Origin of the sequence: Oricola indica (genome assembly GCF_019966595.1) — a bacterium.
In the GTDB taxonomy this organism is placed as follows: domain Bacteria; phylum Pseudomonadota; class Alphaproteobacteria; order Rhizobiales; family Rhizobiaceae; genus Oricola; species Oricola indica.
Map to the genome: position 1 here is coordinate 62,562 of NZ_JAINFJ010000003.1, position 11,662 is coordinate 74,223.

Sequence of the window (11,662 nt, forward strand, 5' to 3'; positions counted from 1 at the left end):
GCCCTATAATCCCTGATGTGGGGAGGCAAGAAGAAAATCGGACAATCGACGTTTTGCAACCACAATCACTGCAAGGCGCGGATTTCATCGTTGGCGAGGCGGAGCCTGTCGGAGAGGATGCGGACGAGGTTGCCGAGGATCGTGGGCAGGATTGCCGGGGCCTCGTCACTCATCTCGCGCAGGCGCTCGACGGAAAAGAGATAACAGATCACCGGCACGTCGGCGATGACATCGGCGGAGCGCTTGCCGCCGTCGAGAAGCGCCATTTCGCCGAACGGCGCGCCCTGCCCGACCGATCCGATCCGGCGTGTCCTCGAACCGTCAACCGTGACCGAAACGCTGACGGAGCCGCGCGCGACCACGAAGAACACCCGCGCATCGTCACCTTCGCTGATGATCTTGTCGCCAGCCGCGTACTGGAAAGTCGTCGCCACGCCGGAGAGCCTCTGCAGGTCGTCTTTCGACAGTCCGTCGAAAATGTCGATTTCGGCGAGCGGCAGGATACGGTCGTAGAGGCTGAAATCCGTCTCGGCGAGGATTTCGTCCTCGAACAGTTCGATGGCGAGGTCCGTGTCGGAGACCAGGCGGACGCGCGGCGAGGAACCGACGCGTTCTTCCAGGGCGCTCTTCAGGCCCTGCAACTCCTCCTTGCCGGAGAGTTCGGTGAAAACGATCGTGCAGTCGCCCGACGACAGCACGAGCGCCGTCTGGCAGATCAGCTCGATCGCGGTGCGGTCGGCATAGGCCGCGCGCTTGAAATCGACGATCACGGTGCGGCCTTCGCGGGCGATCTCCGTCAGCCGCCGGAGAAATTTCTCGGCAGAGCCGAAAAACAGGGCGCCCTGGATTTCCATGACCGAAAGGCGTTTGCCGTGATCGGCCAGCATGTCGCGTTCCCACATCGAACGCACACGTTTTGAAGGCACGTCGGCGGCGGTGTATTCCCGGCGGATGACCGAGTGCACGTCGGTCCGGCCATCGAAGACATGCAGGCTGAAATCATGCGAGATCTTCTTGCAGGCCTCGACGCCGCGCACGCTGTTGCCGACACGGTCGAGTGGCGGCGAATAGACCGCGATCCCGAGCTGCCCCGGTATGACGGCGATGACACCACCGGAGACACCGCTCTTGGCCGGAACGCCGACATCGAAGGCCCATTGGCCGGCATAGTCATACATGCCGCAGGTGCTCATGACGGTCAGCACGTCGCGGACGTGATCCGGTTCGAGCACGGTTTCGCCGGTGACCGGATTCGTGCCCTGCGCGGCCAGCGTCGCCGCCATGACGGCCATATCCCGGCAATCCACGCTGATCGAGCATTGCTTGAAATAAAGCTCGAGCACGTCCTCGGGATCACGGTCGAGCATGCCGGTGTTCAGCATCATGTAGGCGATGGCGCGGTTGCGATGGCCTGTCGCGTGCTCGGAACGGAAAACCGATTCGTCGATGTCCAGGTCGCGGCCCGCGAAGAGGCCGAAATACCGCATCATCTCGTCGTAACGCCGATCCGCCGTCTCGCCTTCGACCAGCGAGGTCACGGCGATCGCGCCAGCATTCACCATCGGGTTGTAGGGCCGGTTGGAGACCTGGTCGAGAACGATGGAATTGAAGGATTCGCCGGTCGGCTCCACGCCGACGCGTTTGAGAACCGTCTCCATGCCATGCGTGTGCAGCGCGTATCCGTAGATGAACGGCTTTGACATGGATTGGATCGTGAAGCGCCTGTCGACGTCACCGGCCGTATAGACCTGGCCATCGACGGTGGCGATACAGATGCCGAAGGACCCCGGATCAGCCAGTCCGAGTTCCGGAATGTAAGTGGCGACTTCGCCGTCATCGTTGGATTGGAGCGATGCGTGAAGAGACTTCAGGTAGTCGCTGATCGGCGATACCGCCAATGTCATATGCACGTCCCCACAGTGAACCAGCCCATGCGGATCGCCTTCCCCGCCGGGAGGAATGGTGCACCGCAACCAAGACGATTAATTCGGGAAATTCCCCTGCTGGCAAGATGCTCGCGAGCAAATTGCCAACAAAGTCCTTGAAATGCCCGCACAATCCGGAACACCGCACCCCAAGGGGAGCTTCAACAGGACCGGGCGATCATCGCGATTGGTCGAGGAGCCGTTTGCATTCGAGCAGATCGAACAGCGCCTCCTGGAGAAGCGCCCGGTTTTCCTGCGACAGTTGAAACTTGTTGCCGTCCTGGCCATCGGCATCGGCTTTTCCACCCAGACCGAAAATCCCCTTGCCGCGCACCCTCGGTTCTCCCACCAACATGTTGGAGTCACCGTCGGCGGCAATGGGATGCCGTTCGCGCTTCTGTTCCTCCTCGACGACCCTCGCCGCATCGGCGTTCTTGCGGGTCATCTCCTCGAAGGCCGACATGTCGCCGGTTCCGATCGCAACGGCAAATTGAACGCCGTTTTCGCGCAACAGCTTCTGGACGCCCTTGATCGTATAGCCTTCCTCGTAGAGGAGGTGCTTGATGCCACGCAGCATGTCGACATCGTTCGGGCGGTAATAGCGCCGCCCGCCGCCGCGCTTCATCGGCTTGATTTGCGAGAAGCGTGTCTCCCAAAACCGCAATACGTGCTGTGGCAGATCCAGTTCTTCGGCCACTTCGCTGATCGTGCGAAATGCGTCGGGGCTCTTTTCCATCGGTCACCGTATTCCTTGCGAATCCCACGGATAGTACTCGCACCCCCGCCGCACGCAAAGCTTCGAGGGCGTTTCCTGCAAGATTTAATAGTAAAAAATATATGCGGCGGCCGGCGGAAAAGAACTATTCCGCGTCCGGAGTGCCCTTGGAATGCGCGTCGGCAATCTTCTGCTTCAGGACGTTGGACGCCTTGAAGGTCATCACGCGGCGCGGAGAAATCGGCACTTCCTCGCCGGTCTTCGGATTGCGGCCGATTCGCTCGGCTTTCGAGCGAACCTGAAAGGTCGCGAACGACGACAGCTTGACCGTTTCGCCGCGAACCACAGCGTCGCAAATCTCGTCGATTATCATCTCGACGAGAGAAGCGGATTCGCTGCGCGACAGGCCAACCTTGCGATAAACTGCCTCCGCCAGATCTGCACGCGTAAGCGTCTTGTCACCCATCTGACCGGGCTTCCCTCAACACACTGAAAATTCAAGGGAAAGGCTACCGTGTGACCGCACCACGGTCAAGCAAGCTAGGAAGGATAGTGGGTAATTTTTACCAACGCAGCAAGATAGCGCCCCATGTGAAGCCTCCACCCATCGCTTCGAGCAGGATCAGGTCGCCCTTTTTAATGCGTCCGTCCTCGACCGCGACCGAAAGCGCGAGCGGCACGGACGCCGCCGATGTATTTCCATGACGATCGACAGTAATGACGACTTTTTCTTCAGCGATTCCAAGCTTTTTCGCCGATGCCTCGATAATACGGCGGTTGGCCTGATGCGGCACGAACCAGTCGATATCGTCCGGCTTGATGCCGGCAATGGCGAAGGAATCCTCGATCACGTCGGTGATCATTCCGACAGCGTGCTTGAAAACCTCGCGTCCCTGCATGCGAAGGTGACCGACCGTTTTCGTCGTGGACGGACCGCCGTCGACATAGAGTTTTGTCTTGTGGCAACCGTCGGAACGCAGCTTGGCGGCAAGAATTCCGGTATCGGATGTCAGGCCGACGCCCTCGGCCGCTTCGAGGACCACGGCTCCCGCACCATCGCCGAACAGGACGCAGGTCGTCCTGTCTTCCCAGTCAAGGAGCCGCGAGAAGGTCTCGGCGCCGATGACGAGGACGCGCTGCGCCACGCCGCCCCGGATATAGAGATCCGCCGTCGTCAGGGCGTATATGAAGCCGCTGCAGACGGCCTGCATGTCGAATGCGGCGCCGTGATGCATGCCGAGACGGTTCTGTATTTCGACGGCCGTCGCGGGGAAGGTATTGTTCGGCGTCGAGGTCGCGAGGACGATCAGGTCGATATCGGAAGGATCGAGGCCAGCCGAGGCGAGCGCCTTGCGGGCGGCCGCCTCGCCGAGCGACGCCGTGGTCTCGTCTTCGCCCGCGATGTAGCGCTGGCGAATGCCGGTGCGCTGGACGATCCATTCGTCGGTCGTGTCGACGACATGCTCGAATTCGCTGTTGGTCATGACGCGCTTCGGCAAAGCGCTTCCGATTCCTGTTACCGCAGATCTGATCATACGCTGGACTTCACTCCGAATTCGTGGCGGCGGCCGCATCGCCGGACGCGCCCAATGCTGGCTGGCCGTGGTAATTCTTCAGATCGGTCTCGATCTTCTGCAACAGCGCGTTGCGCACCATGTCGTAGCCGACATCGACAGCCGCCGCGAAGCCCTCGTCATCCGTGCCGCCATGGCTCTTGATAACGATGCCGTTGAGGCCGAGAAAGACACCGCCATTGACCTTTCTCGGGTCCATCTTGTCGCGCAGACGGCGAAACGCGCCGCGCGCCATGAGATAGCCGATGCGCGCCATGAATGTCCGGCTCATGGCGGCTCGAAGATATTCCGCGATCTGCTTGGCAGTGCCTTCGGCGGTCTTCAGCGCGATATTTCCGGAAAAGCCCTCAGTGACCACGACATCCACCGTGCCCTGACCGAGATCGTCGCCTTCCACGAAGCCGCGATAATCCAGTGTCGGAAGGTCGGCGAGCCGCAACAGACGCCCGGCTTCCTTGACCTCTTCCTGGCCCTTGATCTCCTCGACGCCGACATTCAGCAGGCCGACCGTCGGCCGCTTGACCTCGATCAGCGCCCGCGCCATCGCGGCGCCCATGACAGAGAAATCGACGAGTTGCTGCGCATCCGCACCGATCGTCGCGCCGACATCGAGCACGATGCTCTCGCCGCGCAAGGTCGGCCAGATCGCAGCGATAGCGGGGCGCTCGATGGCGGACATCGTGCGCAGGCAGAATTTCGACATGGCCATCAGCGCGCCGGTATTTCCCGCCGATACGCAGACATCGGCCTCGCCGGTCTTCACCGCCTCGATCGCCTTCCACATGGACGACTTCCACCTGCCCTGCCGCAAGGCCTGGCTCGGTTTGTCGTCCATGCGCACCGCGACCTCGCAATGCTCGAAGCGCGAGGCTGCATTCAGTTTTTCATAGCGCTCGAGTACGGGAAGGACCTTGTCCTCCTGTCCGAAAAAGACAAAACGCAATTCCGGATGCCGCTCGAGCGATTTGGCCGCGCCGGGAATCACGACCGCAGGTCCGTGATCTCCTCCCATCGCGTCAATCGAGATTGTTATCAAACCATCCGATCCCGTCTTTGTTCCCCGCCTTCGGGCAGTTGGCCATTCGCCCTCGGCGTCCGGCGCGCCGAACATAACTTTTCTTCGGGATGTCTCAACACCTTATTTTTCCGGCGTCACCGGTTTCACAGCTTATCGCGTAGCGCCGCAAGGCCCGCGAAAGGCTTTTCCGACGCGTCTTCGCCGTCGCCTTCTTCCGCTTCCATCTCCGCGCCGGGCGCGCGCGGATAGGGATCGATGTCGAGTGCGAAGAACTCCTCGGCAACCGCGCCGGCATCGATGACGCCGCCTTCGAATATCTCCGGAAGGTCGGGGCCGTCCGGATCGACGATCAGCGCGCCTTCCTCGTCAAGCGGACGCGCGAGCTTCGAGCCTTCCGGCAGGAAGACCGCATCCACCGGCACATCGAGATCGGTGACAAGAGGTTCAAGCGTAACGACGCATTCCTGCCGTATACGAGCCTGGACGTTTCCCCGGATGCGAACGCCATCCCTGCGCCAGCGCTTGAGTTCGAGTTCGGCGATGAAGCTGTCGACGGCAAGCAAGTCATGCGCTTCGGCCAGCGCGGCCTTCTGATCTTCGGTCGCCTCGATGCGAGCGGAAAATCCTGCCGACGGAAGAACCGAGACGACGACGGTGTGCGAAACCGGGCTCTGCTTTTTATCCGATCCGGCCATTATGCCGGCCTCCTTTCCGCTTCCGCCGGGTCCGGAAAGCGGACGCCGCCGGCAAGCAATTCGCTGTCGGGGATCTCGGCGAGATACCGCGCCGAGCGCATCATGTAGCGGGCGATCCCGTTCCGGTCGATCACGGCGGGGTCCTCGGGAGCGACATTGCGCGCGAGCGCCTCGCCGAGCGCATCGGCGTCTTCGCTATCGAGCGCGGACCAATAGTTTCCCATGCGGCCATAGAACATGCGGGCCAGCTTCTTCATGCGCTTGGGCACCGACGGATCGCCGACGCCCAGTTCGCGCATGGAGTGATCGACATCCTTGAAGAACTCGTCGAGCACGTCCTGGGCGAATTCATCGAGCGGGCTTTCCGCGCCGCGGGTGCGGTGGAGGAAGAGAATCATGTGCAGTCCGACGCTCTCATAGCGCCCGAGCGGCGTGTCGGGCACGCCCCATTCGGCGTAGAGAACCGGGTTGCGCGCAGCCGCGACGATGGCGCCATAAGCCTTGTCGACGATCTTTTCGTTGAGCATCCTCGGCGCGCGCCGAAACAGTGACATAATCATCGTGCAAAGGCACCTTCCATAGCACCGGCCGGAACAGGTCGGCGACCTTGCAACCGGACGTGAGTCGGTTTACCGATCCAGTCCCGAACAGGCCAGTGGCCGCTACGATTGACGGAGATGATGGTGACGCCGCGAAAAATCAAGAAAAGAATGCGATTGGCGACGACCCTCCCCGTTCTGCTCGCAAGCAGCGCGATCGTGCTGAGCGGTTGCACGACCGCGAAAGTGCTGTCGCCGAGCGAGACCTACAAGCAGGGCTTCGTTGTCGATGAGCAGACGCTGCAGCTCGTCCCGCCGGGCTCCAGCCGCGAACAGGTGCTGCTGACGCTGGGAACGCCGACCACGAAAGAAGTGTTCGACAACGAGGTGTTCTACTACATCTCGCAGACCCGCCGGCGCGCCGCCGCCTTCCTGAAGCCGAAGCTGATCGACCAGCGCATCCTGGCGGTATATTTCGATGACGAAGGCACGGTGGAACGGATCGCGAATTACGGCATGCAGGACGGGCGAGTCTTCGACTTCGCGTCCCGCACTACGCCGACCGGAGGCCGCGACCAGACCTTCCTGACGCAGATCCTTTCCGGCGGCCTGACCCCGAACAAGGATACCGTGCTCGCCCGCTGACCCGCGGCACGGTTTTAAAAACAACAAAAAACCGGCGGTGGGAGACCACCGCCGGTTTTCGTTTTTCCGTCTGGCGCGGATCAGTGCGCCAGGACCGCCAGCAGCAGCAGAGCCACGATGTTGGTGATCTTGATGGCCGGGTTGACGGCCGGGCCGGCGGTGTCCTTGTAGGGGTCGCCAACGGTGTCGCCGGTGACGGACGCCTTGTGGGCTTCCGAACCCTTCTCGTGCTTGACGCCGTCCTTGTCGACGAAGCCGTCCTCGAAGGACTTCTTGGCGTTGTCCCACGCGCCGCCGCCCGAGGTCATCGAGATGGCGACGAACAGGCCGTTGACGATCACGCCGAGCAGCATCGCGCCAAGCGCGGCGAAGGCGGAAGCCTTGGAGCCCGAGATCAGCAGCACGCCGAAATAGACGACCAGAGGCGCCAGAACCGGCAGCAGCGACGGGATGATCATTTCCTTGATCGCCGCCTTGGTCAGCATGTCCACCGCACGGGCATAATCCGGACGGTCCGTGCCTTCCATGATGCCCGGCTTTTCGCGGAACTGCCTGCGCACTTCCTCCACGACCGCACCACCTGCACGACCGACGGCCGTCATGGCGATACCGCCGAACAGGTAGGGGATCAGGCCGCCGAAGATCAGGCCGGCCACAACGTAGGGATTGGAGAGCGAGAAGGAGATCTCGCCGACATCCTGGAAGTAGGCGAACTGGTCGCCATTGGCGGCGAAGAATTCCAGGTCGTTCGAGTAGGCGGCAAACAGCACCAGGGCGCCGAGACCGGCGGAGCCGATGGCGTAGCCCTTGGTGACGGCCTTGGTGGTGTTGCCCACAGCATCGAGCGCATCGGTCGACTTGCGCACTTCCGGATCGAGGCCGGACATTTCGGCAATGCCACCGGCGTTGTCGGTGACCGGACCGAATGCGTCGAGCGCGACGATCATGCCGGCAAGACCGAGCATGGCGGTGACCGCGATGCCGGTGCCGAACAGACCCGCCAACTGGTAGGTCACGATGATGCCGCCGACGATGACGATGGCCGGAAGAGCCGTCGATTCAAGCGATACGGCCAGACCCTGGATGACGTTGGTGCCGTGGCCGGTGACCGAGGCCTGCGAGATCGAGTTGACCGGACGCTTGTTGGTGCCGGTGTAGTACTCGGTGATCACGACGATCAGGCCGGTGACCAGCAGACCGACGATGCCGCAGATGAACAGGTTCGTACCCGTGATCGCGATTTCGTTGACGGTTGCGATATCGCCCCAACCGACGGTCAGGGACGTCGCGGCGCCGAGGCCGATGATGGACAGGACGCCGGTTGCGATGAGGCCCTTGTAGAGCGCGCCCATGATCGAGCCGTTGGCGCCGAGCTTCACGAAGAAGGTGCCAGCGATCGAGGTGATGAGGCACGCAGCGCCGATGGCGAGCGGATAGAGCATCAGGTCCGGGAGCATCGCCGAGCCGGCGAAGAAGATCGCCGCGAGAACCATGGTCGCGACAACGGTCACGGCATAGGTCTCGAACAGGTCGGCGGCCATGCCCGCGCAGTCGCCGACATTGTCGCCGACATTGTCCGCGATGGTCGCCGGGTTGCGCGGATCGTCCTCGGGAATGCCCGCTTCGACCTTGCCGACGAGATCGCCGCCGACATCGGCACCCTTGGTGAAGATGCCGCCGCCGAGACGGGCAAAGATGGAGATCAGCGAAGCGCCGAAGCCGAGCGCGACGAGCGCGTCGATGACCGTGCGGTCATTGCCCGCCATGCCCATGACGGACGTCAGGATGTAGTAGTAGATGGAAACGCCGAGCAGCGCGAGGCCCGCGACCAACATGCCCGTGATGGCGCCGGACTTGAATGCGATTTCGAGGCCGGCCGCGAGGCTGTGCGAGGCGGCCTGGGCGGTGCGCACGTTGGCGCGCACGGACACGTACATGCCGATATAGCCCGCGAGGCCGGAAAGGACCGCGCCGATCAGGAAGCCGATGGCGGCCACGCCCGAGAGAAGGAGCCAGGCGATGATGAAGACCACGACGCCGACGATGGCGATGGTGGTGTACTGGCGGTTGAGATAAGCCTGCGCGCCTTCGCGAATTGCGCCTGCGATTTCCTGCATGCGCGCATTGCCCTGGTCGGCGGCGAGAACCGATTGCGTCGCCCAGATCGCATACACGATCGAAAGCAGCCCGCAAGCGATGACAGCTAGAAGAACCATTCCCGTTTCCTTTGATTATCTTCGGGCCGGAATTCCCCTCCCAGGCCCTCTTAGATACTGCGACAGCACGGATTCCGCGCTTGAAGTGGCGCATACGTAGTTTAAGCCGCAAGTCTAGGTCAAGCCGGGATAAGCGGTGTTCCGCCGGAATCCTTACTCGGCGGCTCCTGCTATAGTCTTATGCCGCGAACCGAGCACGAGAAGACCCAGAAGCACGAGACAGAAAGCGGCCACGGGGAAGACGATCCAGTTGAGCATTTCCCATCCGAAAGCGTTCAGCGTGAAACCGGACATCAGCGACGCGAAGGCGACAGTGGAAAACAGCAGAAAGTCATGCAGGCCCTGCACCTTGTTCTTCTCGCTGACATGGTAGGATTCGGTCAGCATCGTGGTGGAGCCGATGAAGGCGAAGTTCCAGCCGACGCCGAGCAAGACCAGCGCCGACCAGAACTGCCAGAGCGCGATACCGGACAGGGCGACGATGGCGCAGCCGACGAGAAGCAGCATGCCGATCGCGACGATGCGCTCCTTGCCGAAGCGGGCGATCAGGCGGCCGGTCACGAAGCTCGGCGCGAACATCGCCATGACGTGGAAGGAAATGCCGAGCGCGGCCTCGTCCGGCGTGAATCCGCAGCCGACCATGGCAAGCGGCGCACCGGTCATGACGAAGCTCATCAGCGCATAGGAGCCGACGCCGCAGGCAAAGGCGACCATGAAGCGGGGCTGCAGGATGATCTGCGACAGCGGGCGTGCCGGTTCACCGGTGACGCCGGTCGTGGCCTTGTTCTCGCGGGCAACATTCAGTGTCGAGAGGATCGCCGCGCCGATCAGGCCGAGCCCGATCAAGGCGACGAACGAGCCGGCAAACAGAACCGGTTCGAACAGGTCGCGCGTCCAGACGACTGTCTGCGGGCCGATCACGGCCGCAAAGACCCCGCCCCCGAGAACCCAGGAAATCGCGCGCGGGCGGAAGTGCGGCGGGGCGTTGTCGGCTGCGGCGAAGCGGTATTGCTGAACGAAGGAACCGCCCAGACCCACGACGATGAGGCCGAATGCGAACAGCCAGAATTCGGAACGGAAAAGCGCGATGGCGGCAATCGCGCCACCAAGCGCGGTGATGATCGACCCGGTCACGAAGCCCGGACGCCTGCCGAGTGCACGCATCAGAAGCGCCGCCGGCAAGGCACCCAGGGCGACGCCGATGTTGAAGCCGGTCACCGGCGCGGTGGCAAGCGCGGTGTCGGCGCCGTTCAATTGCAGCAGGTAAAAACCCGCCAGACCGCCGAGCGATATCGAAATCGGGGCGGCCGAACCGACAACGGACTGCGCCGCCGCCAGGATGAGCGCCGTGCGCTTTGCGCTGTTCTCGGAAATTTCGGCCGGTTTGTGCATGACGTCCGACTACTTAGCAGTGGAGCGGTCTCGCGCAATGCGGTCAAGCACCGCATTGACAAGCCGAGGCTCTTCGCCGTCGCCGTAGAAGGCGCGGGCGATATCGACATATTCGGAAATCGCGACCGCGGCCGGGAGATCCTTTATTCCGGTCAGCTCGAAAGCCCCTGCCCTCAGGATCGCGCGCAATGTGGAATCCAGCCGCGACAGCGGCCAGTCTTCCGTCAGCGCGTTGCGGACCACGGGATCGAGCTGCTTCTGACGGCTGACGACACCGGACAGGACAGAACGGAACCATGCCGGATCCGCCTCGCGATAGAGCTCGCCGTCGATTTCCTTGCCGAGACGAAACGTCTCGTACTCGGCCGCCGTTTCGAGCACGCCGCCACCGGATACGTCCATCTGGTACAGAGCCTGAACCGCGGCCAGACGCGCCGCACCACGCTTGTTGGCCGGCTTCGGACCAGCAGGTTTCTTCCTGTCTTCCAATTTAGTCATCCGCGCCAAGCTGCTTTCGCAGTTCGATCATCCTCAGCGCCGCACGGGCGGCAAATCCGCCCTTGTCCTTTTCGGACTTGCGCACGCGCGCCCAAGCCTGCGCCTGGTTTTCGACCGTCATAATACCATTGCCGATCGCAATCGATTCATCGACCGCAAGGTTCATCAATGCACGGTTGGATTCATTCGAAACGATGTCGAAATGATAGGTTTCGCCACGGATGACCATGCCGAGCGCGACGTAGCCATCATAGTCCCGGTCGCCATCCAGCGCGATGGAGATCGCGGCCGGAATTTCGAGCGCGCCGGGAACCGTGACGATATCCCATGTCGCACCGGCTTCTTCCAGCGCCGCCTTCGCGCCCTCCAACAGGGCCTCCGACAATTCTTCGTAGAAACGTGCCTCGACGATCAGCACGTGGGGTGATTCCTTTGCCATGGACAG

At 62.2% G+C, this 11,662-nt stretch carries 12 protein-coding genes; 1 reads left to right on the forward strand and 11 read right to left on the reverse strand.

Annotation, left to right across the window (positions count from 1 at the left end):
- Positions 1-65: 65 nt before the first annotated feature.
- The 7 genes from glsA to LC343_RS09115 all read right to left on the reverse strand — a co-directional run bounded on the left by glsA (position 66) and on the right by LC343_RS09115 (position 6,487).
- On the reverse strand, positions 66-1,904 hold the full coding sequence (gene glsA / locus LC343_RS09085; protein ID WP_223476808.1) for a glutaminase A: 1,839 nt from the start codon (positions 1,902-1,904) through the stop codon (positions 66-68).
- Positions 1,905-2,103: 199 nt separating this feature from the next.
- Positions 2,104-2,661, reverse strand: a complete 558-nt coding sequence (locus LC343_RS09090; RefSeq protein WP_223476809.1) for a MerR family transcriptional regulator — start codon at positions 2,659-2,661, stop codon at positions 2,104-2,106.
- 124 nt (positions 2,662-2,785) lie between these two features.
- Positions 2,786-3,106 (reverse strand): integration host factor subunit alpha, encoded by a 321-nt coding sequence (locus tag LC343_RS09095; protein ID WP_223476810.1) that lies wholly within the window; start codon positions 3,104-3,106, stop codon positions 2,786-2,788.
- A gap of 97 nt (positions 3,107-3,203) precedes the next feature.
- Positions 3,204-4,175, reverse strand: a complete 972-nt coding sequence (locus LC343_RS09100; protein WP_223476811.1) for a beta-ketoacyl-ACP synthase III — start codon at positions 4,173-4,175, stop codon at positions 3,204-3,206.
- Positions 4,176-4,185: 10 nt separating this feature from the next.
- On the reverse strand, positions 4,186-5,250 hold the full coding sequence (gene plsX, locus LC343_RS09105; protein WP_223476812.1) for a phosphate acyltransferase PlsX: 1,065 nt from the start codon (positions 5,248-5,250) through the stop codon (positions 4,186-4,188).
- 125 nt (positions 5,251-5,375) lie between these two features.
- Entirely contained in the window at positions 5,376-5,927 is a 552-nt protein-coding gene (locus LC343_RS09110; RefSeq protein WP_223476813.1) for a YceD family protein, read from the reverse strand.
- On the reverse strand, positions 5,927-6,487 hold the full coding sequence (locus LC343_RS09115; RefSeq protein WP_223476814.1) for a ubiquinol-cytochrome C chaperone family protein: 561 nt from the start codon (positions 6,485-6,487) through the stop codon (positions 5,927-5,929). The genes LC343_RS09110 and LC343_RS09115 overlap by 1 nt, the downstream gene beginning before the upstream one ends.
- 150 nt (positions 6,488-6,637) lie before the next feature.
- On the opposite strand from LC343_RS09115, the gene LC343_RS09120 reads away from it, so the two are divergent.
- Positions 6,638-7,111, forward strand: coding sequence for an outer membrane protein assembly factor BamE (locus LC343_RS09120; RefSeq protein WP_223476815.1), 474 nt, complete (start codon positions 6,638-6,640; stop codon positions 7,109-7,111).
- A gap of 80 nt (positions 7,112-7,191) precedes the next feature.
- Here the strand turns inward: LC343_RS09120 and LC343_RS09125 are convergent, their stop codons facing one another.
- The 4 genes from LC343_RS09125 to LC343_RS09140 all read right to left on the reverse strand — a co-directional run bounded on the left by LC343_RS09125 (position 7,192) and on the right by LC343_RS09140 (position 11,656).
- Entirely contained in the window at positions 7,192-9,327 is a 2,136-nt protein-coding gene (locus LC343_RS09125) for a sodium-translocating pyrophosphatase (protein ID WP_223476816.1), read from the reverse strand.
- Positions 9,328-9,480: 153 nt separating this feature from the next.
- Entirely contained in the window at positions 9,481-10,719 is a 1,239-nt protein-coding gene (locus LC343_RS09130) for an MFS transporter (RefSeq protein WP_223476817.1), read from the reverse strand.
- Positions 10,720-10,728: 9 nt separating this feature from the next.
- Positions 10,729-11,208 (reverse strand): transcription antitermination factor NusB, encoded by a 480-nt coding sequence (nusB, locus tag LC343_RS09135; protein ID WP_428982528.1) that lies wholly within the window; start codon positions 11,206-11,208, stop codon positions 10,729-10,731.
- 1 nt (position 11,209) lies between these two features.
- Positions 11,210-11,656 (reverse strand): 6,7-dimethyl-8-ribityllumazine synthase, encoded by a 447-nt coding sequence (locus LC343_RS09140; RefSeq protein WP_223476819.1) that lies wholly within the window; start codon positions 11,654-11,656, stop codon positions 11,210-11,212.
- Positions 11,657-11,662 lie beyond the last annotated feature (6 nt).

What these genes read in the sequence shown, in the direction of transcription:
- glsA (WP_223476808.1), bottom strand. Translation starts at nt 1,904, where the DNA reads ATGACATTGGCGGTATCGCCGATCAGCGACTACCTGAAGTCTCTTCAC.
- LC343_RS09090 (WP_223476809.1), bottom strand. Translation starts at nt 2,661, where the DNA reads ATGGAAAAGAGCCCCGACGCATTTCGCACGATCAGCGAAGTGGCCGAA.
- LC343_RS09095 (WP_223476810.1), bottom strand. Translation starts at nt 3,106, where the DNA reads ATGGGTGACAAGACGCTTACGCGTGCAGATCTGGCGGAGGCAGTTTAT.
- LC343_RS09100 (WP_223476811.1), bottom strand. Translation starts at nt 4,175, where the DNA reads ATGATCAGATCTGCGGTAACAGGAATCGGAAGCGCTTTGCCGAAGCGC.
- LC343_RS09110 (WP_223476813.1), bottom strand. Translation starts at nt 5,927, where the DNA reads ATGGCCGGATCGGATAAAAAGCAGAGCCCGGTTTCGCACACCGTCGTC.
- LC343_RS09115 (WP_223476814.1), bottom strand. Translation starts at nt 6,487, where the DNA reads ATGATTATGTCACTGTTTCGGCGCGCGCCGAGGATGCTCAACGAAAAG.
- LC343_RS09120 (WP_223476815.1), top strand. Translation starts at nt 6,638, where the DNA reads ATGCGATTGGCGACGACCCTCCCCGTTCTGCTCGCAAGCAGCGCGATC.
- LC343_RS09125 (WP_223476816.1), bottom strand. Translation starts at nt 9,327, where the DNA reads ATGGTTCTTCTAGCTGTCATCGCTTGCGGGCTGCTTTCGATCGTGTAT.
- LC343_RS09130 (WP_223476817.1), bottom strand. Translation starts at nt 10,719, where the DNA reads ATGCACAAACCGGCCGAAATTTCCGAGAACAGCGCAAAGCGCACGGCG.
- LC343_RS09140 (WP_223476819.1), bottom strand. Translation starts at nt 11,656, where the DNA reads ATGGCAAAGGAATCACCCCACGTGCTGATCGTCGAGGCACGTTTCTAC.